This window comes from Lysinibacillus agricola (assembly GCF_016638705.1).
Classification (GTDB): Bacteria; Bacillota; Bacilli; order Bacillales_A; family Planococcaceae; genus Lysinibacillus; species Lysinibacillus agricola.
The window spans coordinates 3,028,231-3,043,445 of sequence record NZ_CP067341.1 but is presented as its reverse complement, the minus strand read 5'-3'; the positions used below and the strand labels follow the sequence as shown (position 1 = coordinate 3,043,445).

The following is a 15,215-nucleotide window of genomic DNA, read 5'->3' as shown; positions in this document are numbered from 1 at the left end:
GAGATCATGATGAATACAAGTTTAGATACAAAAACAAGCAAGATTAAAAAGTCGCTTAATATATTCTTATTCATCTCAGTCATTCTATTTTCGGTTTGGTATGTTGAATTCGATTTAATGGGATTTTTCTATGCCATTCCGACGTTTGTTCAGTTTATACTGACGGACTTCCTACCACCTGATATGAGTGAGATGAAGACCTTTATTGAGCCTGTCATTGATACGATTCTCTTAGCATTTATTGCGACAGGAATCGCCTGTGTTTTAGGGTTAGTTTTAGCGATTTTAATGGCGCAAAACACAGCGCCTTCAAAAACGGTCGCATTGGTATTAAAAGCAGCTTTAACATTTTGTCGAAATATCCCAGCGCTTGTTTGGGCGGCGATTTTAGTCGTGATTTTTGGGATTGGTAATTTACCGGGATTGCTTGCCTTAGTTGTCTTCGGTACAAGCTTTTTAGCACGTGTGTATTCAGAAGCAATTGAAGAACTTGATGGGCATGCAGAAGAAGCGATTGTGGCAGTTGGGGGGAACTACTTCCATGTATTAAAACATGCGGTGATTCCTCAATTTATGCCGAGCTTTTTAAACTGGTCGCTATTCATGGTCGAGATTGGCATTCGTGCGAGTGCAATTCTAGGGCTAGTAGGCGCTGGAGGACTCGGTACACTGATTAAACAAACAATGGATCTATTCCAATATGACAAAACAGCGATGGCAATTGTCATTATGATTGTGTTAATTATGATTGTCGAAACAACCTCACAAAAATTAAGGGAGCGAATTATTTAATGACAGCGAAACAAGAATCGATTCAGTTGCCAACTCGCAAGAAGAAAAAAATTCCGATTTCCCATGCTAAAACGAAACAGCAGCAACAACTATTTTTTGGTGTGAGTGGGCTTTTGTTCGTCATTAGTTTACTCGTTGTGGATATTGATTGGAAACAGTTTGTAACGGGTGTCGAAAAGCTACCTGCAACACTGTCAAATATGATGCAAATTTCAACGGCGATGTTGCCAGATTATTTACGTGAAATGCTAGCATCACTAGCTGTCGCGTTACTTGCCTTAATCTTCGGTTTAGTACTTTCGATTATGACCGCCTTTCTAGTTGCAAGAAACATTACACCTTCTATGATGTTAAGTCGTATAATTCGCTTCTCCATCATGATCATTCGCGCAGTGCCAACGACGGTTTGGGTATTAATTGCGGTCGCAAGTATTGGCTTCGGTTATACAGCGGGGATTTTAGGGCTTATTTTACCGACGGCTGCGTATTTAATTAGAACGTTTGCGGCACAAATTGAAGAAGTTGGCGATGACACTATTGAAGCGCTTCGTTCGGTTGGTGCATGTTGGATTTTAATTATTTTCAAAGGGTTACTACCAAAGCTAAAAACAATTTTTATCGCCACAATTGCCTTTAAGTTTGAGATGAATGTATCTGAATCAGTTGTATTAGGTATGGTTGGTGCAGGCGGTGTCGGTATGTTAATTCAAGACTCCATTGCATACTACAACTTTGGCGACATGACGCTTGGTATTTTAATCGTTTTTGTGACAATGTTTACGATTGAAACATGCACGGGCTTATTACGAAAAAAACTACGTTAGGAGTATTTAAATGAAACCTTTATTACAAGTTCAACAATTAGAAATGGAATATGCAGATGGAACAAAGGCACTTCGAGGCATTTCATTTGATGTGCATAAAGGTGAATTTATCGCCGTAATCGGCCCTAGTGGTGCGGGGAAATCAACATTACTTCGCTCAATTAATCGCCTTGTCACGCCAACATCAGGTGATATCGTCTACGAAGGTGAATCGCTAATGACAGCGAAAGGTACGGGCTTACGCAAACTTCGCTCAAATATTGGCATGATTTTTCAACATTATAATGTCGTCGACCGCTTAAGTGTACTAGAAAATGTACTACACGGAAATTTAGGGCGCATGAGTATTATGTCAGGGCTTTTCAATCGCTATTCAGAAGCACAAAAAGAAATGGCTATTCATTTATTGAAGAAAGTCGGATTAGAAAATGAAATTCGTAAGCGCGTTGATGAACTAAGTGGTGGTCAACGCCAACGTGTCGGCGTTTGTCGTGCATTAGCACAAAACCCTGCACTTATTTTAGCAGATGAACCAATTGCGTCACTTGACCCAAAATCGTCTGCAATCGTAATGGAGAGCATTTATGAAAATTGTCTTGAACAAGGCATTGCATGTTTAGTCAACTTACACCAAGTTGATGTGGCGAAAAAATATGCGACGCGCATTATTGCTATTCAAAAAGGGCAAATACTATTTGATGGCAAACCAGAAGATTTAACAGATGAGTTAATCGTACGTTTATATGAAGGAAAAGAAGACGAGTTACTAGCAAGCTGAGGAGGAGGAAAAAATGGTGCAACTATTAGAGACGTTTGAAGAAATTTATAATTTTCGTGATATGGGTGGGCGAGTAACGAAAGATGGGCGCCGTGTAAAAAAAGGTTTGCTATTTCGTTGTGGTGAACTAGGACATGCAACAAATGCCGATCTTACTCGTTTAAAAGATATGGACATTCAAGTGATTTTTGATTATCGTGATGATCACGAAGCAAGCAAAGTCGTAACTCCAACAATTGAAGGTGTCATCAACATTCGCGTACCTGCAAATACAAATTTAGACCACAGCTCAACATCGCTGGAAGATATGTTGAAAAATCCAATGTGGACACGAGAAAATGCCCTTGGTCATTTCTATGCGGACATGTTATTTGAAAATGAATCATATAAAGCACTACTAGCGTGTATTCGTGAGCAACAAGTTCCATTAGTACACCACTGTGCAGCAGGGAAAGACCGTACTGGTGTCGGTGCAGCTTTAATCTACTTATTGCTTGGCGTATCAGAAGAAGCAATTATTGAAGAATATCTCTTAACAAATGAGGCGACAGCTATAAAACCACCAATCTGGTTTACTAAAATGAAAGAACAAATGGCTGAATATCAAGTCATTTTTGGGAAAATGGCTGGTGTAGAAGCAGTTTATATGCAGACCGTTTTCGATCGTATTAAAGAAATCTACCCTACGTATGAAGCATATTTCAAAGAGGAGTTCGGCATCGATGAAGTGGAAATTGCTCGACTAAAAGATTACTACCTTGAAGTTATTTAAGTTGTTATGAAATAGTTAAGAGCCAACATGCTGTTGATATCACCAAGTATGTTGGCTTTTTTTAGTTAAAAGGACATTCAATTTTATTTACCCATTATCAAATTAAAAACAGTCACATAAATGAACATATTAGTAAGGATCCATTTAGTTCAATTGTAACCCCAAGTATTGAAAACCTAGAAAAGTTATTTGAAGGTAACAATCACCATCATCCCCTGCATTATTTTATAGGGAATAAAACGATATACTTGAATCCTAGTTCCCTTGGTTGTAACAATCAACTGCACCTTATGCAATTATAGCATTTTCGAAAGAAGAAATTGGGATTAAACTGGAAAAATCAACTTGTGATAAAACTTCTTTTTTAGAATCGTATCATAAATTACAGGTACCAGAACGTGATTTAATAGTAAAAGTATTTCACGGTAATCAACTATAATTTTTAACTAGAGGGGCGAGATCGAATCAAATCTTCTACTAGAAAACCCTTGTCAAATATTAAAGCCCCGAGTGATGTCTCGCGAATCTGATTATTCCAGTCTTCCTGATACAACGGGCTAAATTCAATGCCGAAGCTAAACAAAACTGAACAAAATGACTGTGAAGATGCTCTTACGCACTAGCAACAATCGAAATCCGAAATAGATCATCATAGCCCATAGCATGTCTCCTGCGTTCTGCGCTACAAATGACGGAAGTAGAAGACTCCATTTTCTAAAAGCTAGGCCTAAAAACATGGTGATCACAGAATTGAGCTTCAGGAAGCCCCCTTCTTCAGAGGCGGGAGGAATGAAGTGCTTTTTCTTTATAGAACATATGTTTATATTGTATATTGTGAATAATCAAAAAAAGAAAGGAGTGACGGATAATGACGAAATGGAAGAAAGATTGTTTTATTATAGAACTCAAGTTACTTATAGATACATGGCAAAAGGATATCCTATTAAAACGTTTTGAAATTGCCCGTACACTCTATAATACAACTTTGTCTTACGCAGTAAAACAATATACTTTCATGCAAGAATCAAAACACTATCGAAAACAATTACGTGGCTACCAAAAAGCGAAAAAAACGAATGATTCAAAAGAATTGAAGCAGATCGCAAAAGAATTAAATAACATTCGTCAATCTTTTGGATTAAGTGAATATCAACTGCATGCGTATATTAAAAAGCATCAACATAACTATAAAAAACATATAGATAGCAATACTTCTCAGAAAATCGCCTCTACTGTCTGGAAAGCGGTTCAAGATGTTCTATTTAAAGGGAGCAAAGCACACTTTAAACGTTACGGAATGTTTCATTCTGTAGAAGGGAAATCTAATAAAGCAGGCATTCGATTTAAAGAGAATAGTGTCTATTGGAATGGATTAATCCTTCCTGTTCGTATTCGCAAACAAGATTTGTTTGTAAAAGAATCCCTTGCCCTTCATACCATTAAATACTGTCGTCTAGTCAAAAAAGTGATTCGTGGAAAACATACTTTTTACGTACAACTTGTGATGGATGGGATTCCTCCTGCCAAGAGAATTCCATCTACAGGAGCCTTTCGGCATTCCTATCAAAAACAAAAACGAGTAGGTATTGACATGGGTCCTTCTACTATTGCGATTGTTTCAGAAGAAACAGTTTTCATCCAACAACTTGCTCCAGAAGTACCTTTATTGGAGAAACAAAAAAGACGTTTATTACGCAAGTTGGATAGAAGTCGTAGAAGTACCAATCCTAACAATTTCAAAAAGGATGGGACTATAAAACATGGCGTCAAACTCCGTTGGACATATAGTGAAAACTATCAAAAAACAAAAGAACAAGTAAAAGAATTATATAGAAAGAAAGCTTCCTACATCAAAGAAAAACATGGTGCGTTAGCAAATAAAATTTTGTCTCTTGGCGATGAGGTGTACATCGAAACCATGCATTTTAAAGGATTGGCAAAACGTACAAAAGAAACCAAAACAACTATACAGGGCAAAATCCAATCCAAAAAGCGTTTTGGAAAAAGCATTGGGAATCATGCCCCAGCCATGCTAGTGGAAATCATTAATCAAAAATTAGGTTACACAAAGCAAACGATACAGAAAGTGAATACGATAACCTTTAGAGCCAGTCAGTATAACCATGTGACGGGTAGTTATGAAAAGAAAAAACTCCATCAACGTTGGAGTCAAATTGGAAGTCATCTCGTACAACGAGATTTATATAGTGCGTTTTTACTGATGAATAGTGATACAAATTTACAGCAACCTAATCAAGACTTATGCAATAAAACGTTTACTACCTTTTTAGAGTTACACGATCAACATATAGAAGACTTGAAACAAGTAAAGAAAACATTCCCTCTTAGCATGGGTATCCAACAAATCAAGTGAGGGGTATTCCTCCGTAGGTAGAGCTACCTGCCTTCGTTAAAACTTATTGCCAACACAACATCGGTTGTGTAAATAAGAAAGTCTTATGGAACAGAAGATAAATCAAAGATGTTGTACACAGGACATGGCAACACCATCTGTGGAGAGCTTTGTAACGCTTCTCTTAAGTATATAAGATCCCCACTGCTTTAGCTGTGGGAGTAGTCAGAATAGCTATCAAATAAGCTATTCGCATGTTACGGTATTGCTGTAGATTTAAAATAAAGATTGATCATTTGTAATAAAGTCCGATAATTTGTAAAAAGGTTTGATACAATTGCATTGAAAAGATGGATTATGACAATTCAATAAACGGGCCATTTTGCGGAACAAGGATTAGAAATCACAGGGAAAAAAGAGTTAGCATTGGTGAATATTTTGTGTACCCTATTTTGAGAATTATGGAAATGATATTTGGAATGTTTGAGGCCATGTGTGGAAGTGGCTTGTCTTAGGAGAGGAGATAAAAAAATGATTGAATTACGAAAGATAACCGGTGATAACATAGATGAAGTAATAGCACTTGAAGTTGGAGAAAACCAGAAAGACTTTATAGAAACTACTAACCTCAGAAGCTTTGCAGATGCTCATATGTTGAACGCAGACGGGATACCAGCGACTCCCCTTGCCATTTATGCCGATGAAGTTGCGGTTGGATTTTTGATGTATATTTATGATACGTTGGATCATGAATCATTTGAAAATGAAGTTTTTTACGGGAAGAAGAGCTATTTTATTTGGCATATTATGATTGATAAGAGTCACCAGGGGAAAGGATATGGCAAACTTGCTTTTGAAAAAATGTTGATGGATATTGAAAATATGCCATATGGGGAAGCTGAATATGTAACCCTCTTTTATCATACAAGTAATGTCAAAGCTAAAACATTATACGTTTCATTTGGTTTTGTAGATACAGGCATCATTCAGGATAATTCGATGTTGGCGATTAAAAAACTAGATGGGAAAATAACAGAATCCATAGTAGAATAGGATCTCTTGGGAAGAAATGTAAGCTATCGATGTCTCGACCCATAATAAACACAAATATCCAGAAGAAAAAACCGATTTTGTTAACTCTGTCTTAACAAAAATATAATATTTATACCGCAATCGGGCGCGATTTACTAGGTAGAAAATGATCAAACTTTATTATAAAAATCGCATAGCATTTCACAAAGAATTAACTCGTTTTGATCAATCATTTTTCAAAACGAGTTCTTATCATTTAACTTAAAATATGGATTTTGGGGATATTTTAGATCAAACTTTATTCCAAACCAACAATTGCAAGTTGATTGATTTATGCCCATTAGTCAATAGAATTCCTCTTTCGGCGTGTTGATATGATGCATTAATGTTCATTATCTCATAAATGGTTTCAGCAAGAATTAGGTGTTTATGCACCTTTGACGAAATGGTCAATTTGTACAAATACATTATAAGGTGAAATTAGGTAATAAGAGTTATGATGTAGTCTTTTTCCTAGTATATATATGTGCGATAGAAGCCCGAAAAAAACATAAAGAATAAGTCATTCCATTCCAAAAAAGCTGATTCCAGATTGGAGCCTAGAAGGTTAACTTTTTATGTTTATTAACTAGAAGGATTAGTTTTACGAATGGCTTCGATTTTTTCACAGTTAATGATCACTGGCATAGCCCCAGGAAAGCGCCCAGTCGGAACGGAAATCAACCCCTCATTATGGAGATTAACCATAAAATAATCATATTGTGTTACGTTGATTAAAAATGTATAATATTACTATCTTTTACTGAAAATGAGTGATATATCATGATAGTCAGCTCTATTTTTCCATCAAACAAATTTAAGGTGTGGAAGAACTAAGTGAAAAATTGATCATAGATTCTTTTGCACGAAATCGGAGGAATTGACATGTATAGTGATTACGGTCCTTTATGTACAGAACTTTATGATTTGACAAAACCAGTAGGATATTCTATTGGTGGGGATATTGAATATTATCTTGAACGATTAAAAGGAGCTAAGGGAAGAGTACTTGAAGCAGGAGTTGGCTCTGGACGCTTCTTAATCCCTTTACTTGAAAATGGATATGATGTTGAGGGGATCGACTACTCACCTGAAATGTTAGATTCATGCCGAAAACATTGTAAAGAAAGAGGATTCAAGCCAAATCTATATGAAGGTAACTTGAGCAATTTTTCAGTAGACTCAAAATATGAAGCGATTGTTATGCCGACAGGTTCGTTCTGTTTAATCGAGAATTCTAAAGATGCGATGGATGCATTAACATGTATGTATAATCATTTGATCCCTGGAGGCCGTCTAATTGTAGACATGCTTTTACCTACAGACTGGCAAACAGGGGAAATTACTTCATCCTACTATGAAATTTCGCAAGAGGAAGGAATTGCAATAGAAAGAAAAGCCGTTGAAATGAACTGGATCGAACAATATACGCTAACCGTTTTAAAATATGAAAAATGGCGAAATGGTAAATTAATTGATACAGAGTTACAAAGATTTCCGTTAAGATGGTACGGAATAGAAGAATTCCAGCACATATTAACAAGCATAGGTTTTTCTGAGATTACTTGCTCCGCTGATTATGTTTATAACAAGAAGCCTTCAAAGGAGCATTCATTAATTACATTTGAAGCTGTTCGTAAATAAATAAACCTGCTAGATTTTAGCTAAGAAAGTCGCTAAATATCTAGCAGGTTTTTTGTTTCATAATTCATTTTTTGTGCTTCAAGTGGCACGCTTTCTCAGCCTTGTCCAATGTTAAATTATCGGCTTACTGTTGTGGATCGTTGAATGCTAAATTCATTCCAGATTGAATCCTTTTCCTCCAGTAATTCTTTTCCGTTCCAAAGGATATCGTATATGTCACCCTCGTAGGCAATGGCTCGGCCAAATGCAAATGACATAAAATAGTCCTTCCAGGATTGGAAGAAATGGCTTCCGGCATCAGCTGCTCGCGCTATGTATCCCCATGCCTGTTCCTCGGTAATATAACCAACTAAGTAGCTCCATCTTGCAACATTTACAGCTCGGTCAAAATCCCAGGCAGCAATAGTGTCCACCTGGTCAAAATCGGATTTCGTAAAGGAAAGCTTCTTCATCATCGCTTCTTGGGCAGATTCATAGCATTCCTGCGATTTTCCCACTTCCTCCTCTGTAAAAGACTGGCCAGCTTTCAATGCCAAAAGAAGCTCATCATATCTCGTACGATGCCCTTCCGTAAGTAGCCATTCCAGGGTTTCAACAGCCTCCTCTGGATTATTAACGTCCCAGTATGAAGAAAGGACCTCCTTCAAAGTTTCATGATCTACATCTATCGGCAGTATCCGTGGCGAATCAGTGCGGTAAAGAGCGAGATTGGCACCGTAGGCAAGCAAATGCTGTTTCTCTTTCGGTAAAGGGTTAGCCATCTCCATTTCTAATCGCATTTTTTTACTATTTTTCTCAATTCGCTTGCTCGCTGTAATTAAACCCACAATAAGTAAAATCACAATTGCCACAATAATTCCTACAATAATTAGAAAAATCTTCAAACTGTCACATTCCTCTCCATGTTTTTATTTGGCGCACTCTAAATCAGAATCACTTTCAGCAAAAAAAGTATAGTAAAATTATACATTTGTCGACAACATTTTACAATATGACTATTTTATTGCTTATCACTGATAGTTAGGATGACATTTGCTGATTGGCGTAGAGGCTTTTGCATAAGTGATTGAAAGGAAGGGGACATGAAGCGAGAGTTGGCTCTGGACGTTTCTTAATTCCTTACTTGAAAAGGGATATAATGTTGATTCATGCCGACAGGTTTGTTCTGTTTAATGGAAAATTCAAAAGATGCTATGGGGATATATGTATAATCATGTAACTGGCGAACAAGAGGTAATTATTATATCACTATCGAGTAAGAAGGAATTGCATGAGAAAGTAAATCATTGAATCGCTAGTTCTGAGCTTTAATCCATTTTTTTCTTGCTATATTTTTACTGTATAAAGGAAAAATATGATTATCTAATTTCAATGAAGGAAGAAGGGGTTTTCCATGCATAAAGATATGAATTATGGTAGCGATTTTAAATATATTCCAGCAACATCAATTTGGAGTGGAGATGGTGTAGAAGTATTGCCTGATATATACCAGCATACAATTCAAATTGTTAATATCGTACTCTACGGTGAACCTCATAAGAAAGAGTTCGTATTAGTTGATGCAGGCATGCCAAAAAGTGCAAAGGAAATTATTTCAATAGCAGAGAAGAGGTTTGGATCAAATAGTCGACCGAATGCATTAATTTTGACGCACGGGCACTTTGATCATGTTGGGGCGATAATTGATTTAATTGAACATTGGGGTATGCCAGTTTATGCTCATTCTTTAGAATTACCTTATTTAACGGATATAAAAAATTATCCTAAACCTGATTCTGCTGTAAATGGTGGCTTACTAGCAAAAGTGTCATCAATTTTCCCGAATGAAGCTATTAACTTAGGAAACAACGTTGAGTCGCTCCCGTCCAATGGGAGTATTCCATATATGGATGGTTTTCGTTGGATTCATACTCCTGGCCATACGCCAGGGCATATATCTTTATTTCGCGAAGAGGATCGAGCGTTAATTGTTGGAGATGCCTTTGTTACGGTTAAACAAGAGTCGCTTTACAAAGTGTTGCTACAAAAAAAAGAAATTAGTGGACCGCCACGATATTTCACGACGGATTGGCAGGCTGCTTGGGATTCCGTAAAAAAATTAGAGGCACTAAAACCTTCAGTTGCTATTACAGGACATGGATTACCAATGAAAGGGGAGGAGCTTACTAGAAATTTGCATAAATTAGCGACTGACTTTGAGCAGATTGCTTTACCTAATCACAGTAAATTCATGAATTAAATACATTGATGTTTGGCGATTTTCCTTCATAAATGTGAAAAGCTGTAGCAAACAAATTTGCTACAGCCTGAATTGGTTCACGCCCTTTGATGGCGCAATATCATTTATTCTATCATAAAAAACGTTATTGTGATGTATTTTGTTTTTTACAAAATTTCGATATTGTCTGTAAATAATTAATAAACCTATTGACAAAAATATCGTTATATTCAAATTACTCAACGTTGAATATAAAAAGGTGATTATTATGACAAGGTTATTAGTTCTTGCTATGCTGGGGTTAAAACCAATGACTGGGTATGATATTAAAGTGATGCTTGAATTAAATGACGCTGAACAATGGGGTGGTGTGCTAATCGGCTCTATATACAATGCTTTAAAGAAGCTTGAAAAGGATGGCTATATAGAGGTGGCTAGTATTGAATCCACAGGTCATAGACAAAAGGCGATTTATCAAATTACTGAAAAGGGAAGAGCGCATGAGCAAGAATTGATTATCGAGGCTCTTGAAAAATCTTCTGTAGTTTATCCGACAACTTTGTATTCTGGTGTATCGTTTGCATTTAAACTGCCAAATGCTAAGGCTGTGGAAGCATTAGAAAAGCAGAAAAAATTTTTAGAACATGAAGAAAAAGTTATAAACGCTGGTTATGAGGCTAAACTGTCTGCAATGCAAGGAGAAATGCCAGCATTAACTCAACTAGCATTTGATAATATGCTAGAAATTGTTAAAGTGCAATCAAAATTTGTACATCAAGCTATTGAAATTATGAAAAAAAATAACTCTCTCGAATGAGGGAGTTAAAAAATAGCTATATGTTCAACGTTGAATATACAATGTTAATCAAGGGGAGAAAATATGAGAAAGCTAATTAGTGCTAGTCAATTAACGAAAAGTTATAAGACTAAGTGTGTCGTTGATCATATAAATGTTGACATTAAAGAAGGTGAAGTAGTTGCCTTAATTGGCTCGAATGGCGCTGGGAAAACAACAACTATCGGTATGCTCCTTGGCATTATTCCTCAAGACAGTGGAACAATTGAATACTGGACAACTGATTACAAAAAAGAAATGGGTACGCAGCTACAATCAACACCTTTTTTCGAAGGTTATTCTGTAGAGGATAATGTGAAATTATTTGGGGCATTCTATGGACTTCCGCTGACAAATAAAAAAGTTGAAGAAAAACTTGCCGCCTTTGATTTATTACAGGTAAAAAAAACGCCTGCTCTCAAATTGTCAATAGGACAGCAAAAACGCTTAGCAATTATCGTGACAACTTTGCATAATCCTAAACTAGTAATTTTGGATGAACCATCTGCAGGATTAGATCCAAGGGGGCAAAAGGAAATTCAACAGATCATTAAACGTTTAAAAGATAGTGGAGTGGCCGTGCTATTTTCTTCCCACGATATGTTGGAGGTAATGAATGTGGCTGACAGAATTTTGATCATGCATCACGGGAAAATAATTGCAAATGGTTCACCTGATAGTTTAATGGCACAATATCAAATTCAAAATTTAGAAGAATTATTTTTTGAATTAACGAAGTGAGGAGTGAGAAAATGAGGACTGTTTTCTTATTAAATTTAAAATCCAGTATAAAGGATATGTATTTACTATTTTGGTCAATATTAATGCCATTTGCAGCTATTGTTTCGTTAAGGCTATTTTTGCCGAGCTATTCAGGAAATTATGTAGAAGGAATCATTGCCGTAAGTGTATTTTTTTATGCATTTATGACCACTGCTTTTATTGCGTTATCACAAAGAAAACGAGGCGTTTATAATTTACTTCACGCTACACCAATGCCATTATGGAAATATATCGTCAGTATTTCTAGTTCATGGGCTGTAGTAGCGATTATCCTATCTTATATAGTTCTTTTATTTTCTATCGTTATCAATCAACTAAATTTTTCTTTTAATGTCCTCTTATATATGACACCAATTATTCTAATAGCTTCGTTAAGTTTTGTATTTTTAAGCTTTTTTATTTCAAGTCTTGTGAAAAATGAAGGTCATTTAAGTATGACGGCAAATGTACTGATGATACCAATGTTACTTTGTAGTAATGCATTTTTTACAATGGAAAAGGCACCAAACCTGATTCAATATATTAGTCTAGTTAATCCATTTGAATGGTTTTTGAATGGAATTAAAGCCGCGTTTCTAAATAATCTTAGTATATGGGGAGAATCATTACTCCTTTTATTGGGATGCCTAGCTTTGACACTTATCATTTCGTTAAAAATATTCAAGTATAGTGACCAATAATTGCGAAAAAAATGAAATGACCAGAACACCAATTTGAGTCTTGTCATTTAGACAGTGGGGAGCGTCAAAGTGTAGTTATTATATCTTTGCTTGAAATTATGGAACTGGCTGGAAGGGATATAAAAGCTGAAAATGGAATAAATCATTGGGGAGGGTGATTGGATGAGTGAAACGTTAATTAGAATAGGAACTACGTATATTCCAGTCAGCAATGTAGAGCAATCATGTGAGTGGTATGTAAGTAAATTGGGTGCAAAATGTAATTATCAAGATAGTGATAAGGCTATTCTTAATTTTGCCAATCAAAGTTTTTTTCTTGTTAGATCAATGAACAATCAAAGCTCAAATTTCATTGATTGCTATGGTAAAGAACATTTTTCGATTACCTTTGAGGTTGATGGATTAAGTGCATTAGAGACTATTCATAAAATTTTTAGAGATAAAGGAATTAATGTTGGAGAAGTTGAAAATAGGGGGCATGCGGGTAGAAATTTTGTTTTTTACGATTTAGACGGAAATAAATTTGATGTGTGGAGTGAGCTGAGTCCTACATTTAAAGAGAAATATAAGGGTGAAGAGTAAACCAATTTTGAAATAGAAGTAATATTTATTCCGATTTCACTAAATTTCCCAGAAAATTATTTTGAAGTCGGTGAATTATATAGAAGGAGAGACGAAATTTTATCTGATATGATCGAATGGAAATACTCTAGAAATTGTCAATTAACTATATAGAAACACTATTTCTTGAACAGAAAATTTAGAGAGGGCCACTTAATCTTATAAGTGACCCTTAGTAACAAAGCTTCGGAGGTGTAAGACTAAACCAATCTTACATTACTAAGATATGATACGATGTTATTCTTGCATAGTTAATTGCCTGAGAAATAGTTTAACTTCTTTCAGCGGGTCGCTGAAAGAAGTTAAAGCCTCCGGCGGATGTCACGGAATCGGAAAGGAGTTCTTTGTGCAAGCACAAAACCGATTCCGGACGCAATTATGCCGAGGCATAATTGATAATATTAGTAGGTTATTTTAAAGGCATAAAAGCTGCGGGATTTAATTGTTCAGATTCTATCACGATACCAGTTAATCCTTTATCCGTTTTAGTTTCATGCCATTCATCCTTTTCCCAAAAAACTGCGTCTCCAGGTTGGACTTGATAATATTGCTCCTGTTCATTTCTTACATATCCTTTGCCTTCTAAAATTAAGAGTAGCTGGGGAACCACCGCTTGATGATAGCCAATAACACCGTTTTCTTCTAAATACATGCACCCGATACTAGCTGATGCTTCCGTGTTAATAATGCGAGACATAATAAAGTTTGACTCAAACTGTGTTATATTTTTACCATTCTCTTTAGACAATTGATAAAGTTTCATGTAATTCCTCCAAACTTAAATAATTTTTTTACAGCATGAACGTAATGAATCGTTTCAAAAGCTGTTAGATAATCTTTTCGATTGTTAAAATAAAGTTCATTAATTTTATCTGGTGACAGATGTTCATAAATAAGCAGGCCTGAGTTTTCTAACATTTTTTCCATTTCTTTATAAGTAAAACACGATTTCATCGGTTCACCACTTGCTGCAGCCATTTTCACCATGTTATCTACTCGGTTTGAAATTCCTTGTTCTTTAAATAGTTTTTCATCTGCATAGTCCAACACTATCGAACTTCCTGTTGGTGCATTGGCAAACAAATGATCAATTAAACTTGAAGTTTCAACTTTCGTTAAATAATAGGAAACACCTAGTAAACTAAAGTAAGTTTTTTTAATGTCAAGCCGCTATCCATTAGATTTTGATATGAAAACTTTTTTGTGAAAGCCATCGAAACGAAATGTACATTACTTGGAAGCTTTAAATTAACTTCAGCTAATCTTCTCTTTTTAAATTCCTGTGTTGCAGGGTGATCAATTTCAAAGATTTCCAAAATGTTTTCAAGTTCCGGGTGTCTTAAGCTAAATGTATCTAACCCTGCTCCGAGTACGACGTATTGCTGTAAACCTAGCAAAACTTCATTCAGTAAAACTTTTTCATAATATGCTGCACGTGCCAAGGTGGTAGGGGAGAGTTGAGTTTGCACAATCCATTTTAATAGCTCTTCAGTTTGTCCATTTAGTTTTACTGCGATTTCTTTGTTAAAAAACTGGATACCTTGAACCATATTTGTTTGAATGTCATGGAACTCATTTTGTGTGATTATCGCTTTTGCTAGATAGTCATCAAAAATTTTAGGGGTATCGAATTGACTATGATATGCTCTACTAAAAGCTGAGATTAATGAAGTTAAACTAGATTCACCTTTGTTCATGCAAATACACTCCTTCAAAAAAAATAGGATTCCCCTGGCCAGGAGAATCCTAATGTACAAATAAATTCTGTAAAAGTAATTTATTTCATAAATAACTTTTTTTGTCAAGTTATAAGTACCAAAAAGCAACTAGATATTGAAATCTCC

Annotated in this window: 15 protein-coding genes and 1 pseudogene; 12 read left to right on the top strand and 4 right to left on the bottom strand. The window is 35.7% G+C overall.

Features of this window, described 5'->3' with window-relative positions:
- Positions 1 to 6 precede the first annotated feature (6 nt).
- Genes phnE through FJQ98_RS14720 form a run of 4 tightly spaced genes read left to right on the top strand, consistent with a single transcriptional unit; the run spans position 7 to position 3,166 of the window.
- A complete protein-coding gene (phnE, locus tag FJQ98_RS14735; RefSeq protein ID WP_082339847.1) occupies positions 7 to 792 on the top strand; it encodes a phosphonate ABC transporter, permease protein PhnE in 786 nt (261 codons plus the stop codon).
- On the top strand, positions 792 to 1,616 hold the full coding sequence (locus FJQ98_RS14730) for a PhnE/PtxC family ABC transporter permease (RefSeq protein WP_053593472.1): 825 nt from the start codon (positions 792 to 794) through the stop codon (positions 1,614 to 1,616). Before phnE ends, FJQ98_RS14730 begins: the two co-directional genes overlap by 1 nt.
- Positions 1,617 to 1,626: 10 nt before the next feature.
- Positions 1,627 to 2,394, top strand: a complete 768-nt coding sequence (gene phnC / locus FJQ98_RS14725) for a phosphonate ABC transporter ATP-binding protein (protein WP_053593471.1) — start codon at positions 1,627 to 1,629, stop codon at positions 2,392 to 2,394.
- 13 nt (positions 2,395 to 2,407) lie between these two features.
- Positions 2,408 to 3,166: a tyrosine-protein phosphatase gene (locus FJQ98_RS14720; RefSeq protein ID WP_053593470.1), complete on the top strand. Its 759-nt coding sequence runs from the start codon at positions 2,408 to 2,410 to the stop codon at positions 3,164 to 3,166.
- 442 nt (positions 3,167 to 3,608) lie between these two features.
- On the opposite strand, the gene FJQ98_RS26840 is transcribed toward FJQ98_RS14720, so the two are convergent.
- Entirely contained in the window at positions 3,609 to 3,719 is a 111-nt protein-coding gene (locus FJQ98_RS26840; RefSeq protein WP_241774511.1) for a hypothetical protein, read from the bottom strand.
- Between the two features lie 315 nt (positions 3,720 to 4,034).
- Between FJQ98_RS26840 and FJQ98_RS14710 the strand changes: the two genes are divergently transcribed.
- From FJQ98_RS14710 to FJQ98_RS14700, 3 genes are all read left to right on the top strand, one after another.
- On the top strand, positions 4,035 to 5,540 hold the full coding sequence (locus FJQ98_RS14710; RefSeq protein WP_201406473.1) for a hypothetical protein: 1,506 nt from the start codon (positions 4,035 to 4,037) through the stop codon (positions 5,538 to 5,540).
- 510 nt (positions 5,541 to 6,050) lie between these two features.
- On the top strand, positions 6,051 to 6,572 hold the full coding sequence (locus tag FJQ98_RS14705; RefSeq protein ID WP_053594889.1) for a GNAT family N-acetyltransferase: 522 nt from the start codon (positions 6,051 to 6,053) through the stop codon (positions 6,570 to 6,572).
- A 903-nt stretch (positions 6,573 to 7,475) separates the two neighbouring features.
- On the top strand, positions 7,476 to 8,234 hold the full coding sequence (locus FJQ98_RS14700) for a class I SAM-dependent methyltransferase (protein ID WP_053594890.1): 759 nt from the start codon (positions 7,476 to 7,478) through the stop codon (positions 8,232 to 8,234).
- Positions 8,235 to 8,350: 116 nt separating this feature from the next.
- Here the strand turns inward: FJQ98_RS14700 and FJQ98_RS14695 are convergent, their stop codons facing one another.
- The gene (locus FJQ98_RS14695) at positions 8,351 to 9,118 is read right to left on the bottom strand and encodes a DUF1266 domain-containing protein (protein WP_053594891.1); all 768 of its coding nucleotides are present in this window, start codon (positions 9,116 to 9,118) and stop codon (positions 8,351 to 8,353) included.
- A gap of 509 nt (positions 9,119 to 9,627) precedes the next feature.
- Here FJQ98_RS14695 and FJQ98_RS14690 point away from each other — a divergent pair.
- The 5 genes from FJQ98_RS14690 to FJQ98_RS14670 all read left to right on the top strand — a co-directional run bounded on the left by FJQ98_RS14690 (position 9,628) and on the right by FJQ98_RS14670 (position 13,332).
- A complete protein-coding gene (locus FJQ98_RS14690) occupies positions 9,628 to 10,473 on the top strand; it encodes an MBL fold metallo-hydrolase (protein ID WP_053594892.1) in 846 nt (281 codons plus the stop codon).
- A gap of 247 nt (positions 10,474 to 10,720) precedes the next feature.
- Positions 10,721 to 11,269 (top strand): PadR family transcriptional regulator, encoded by a 549-nt coding sequence (locus FJQ98_RS14685; RefSeq protein ID WP_053594893.1) that lies wholly within the window; start codon positions 10,721 to 10,723, stop codon positions 11,267 to 11,269.
- A 63-nt stretch (positions 11,270 to 11,332) separates the two neighbouring features.
- Positions 11,333 to 12,028, top strand: a complete 696-nt coding sequence (locus FJQ98_RS14680; RefSeq protein ID WP_053594894.1) for an ABC transporter ATP-binding protein — start codon at positions 11,333 to 11,335, stop codon at positions 12,026 to 12,028.
- 11 nt (positions 12,029 to 12,039) lie between these two features.
- On the top strand, positions 12,040 to 12,750 hold the full coding sequence (locus tag FJQ98_RS14675) for an ABC transporter permease (RefSeq protein ID WP_053594895.1): 711 nt from the start codon (positions 12,040 to 12,042) through the stop codon (positions 12,748 to 12,750).
- A gap of 162 nt (positions 12,751 to 12,912) precedes the next feature.
- Positions 12,913 to 13,332, top strand: a complete 420-nt coding sequence (locus FJQ98_RS14670; protein ID WP_053594896.1) for a VOC family protein — start codon at positions 12,913 to 12,915, stop codon at positions 13,330 to 13,332.
- Between the two features lie 448 nt (positions 13,333 to 13,780).
- Here FJQ98_RS14670 and FJQ98_RS14665 read toward each other — a convergent pair whose 3' ends face one another.
- Positions 13,781 to 14,134 (bottom strand): cupin domain-containing protein, encoded by a 354-nt coding sequence (locus FJQ98_RS14665; RefSeq protein ID WP_053594897.1) that lies wholly within the window; start codon positions 14,132 to 14,134, stop codon positions 13,781 to 13,783.
- Positions 14,131 to 15,068: pseudogene (locus FJQ98_RS14660) on the bottom strand (class I SAM-dependent methyltransferase). Before FJQ98_RS14660 ends, FJQ98_RS14665 begins: the two are co-directional and overlap by 4 nt.
- Between the last annotated feature and the right edge of the window lie 147 nt (positions 15,069 to 15,215).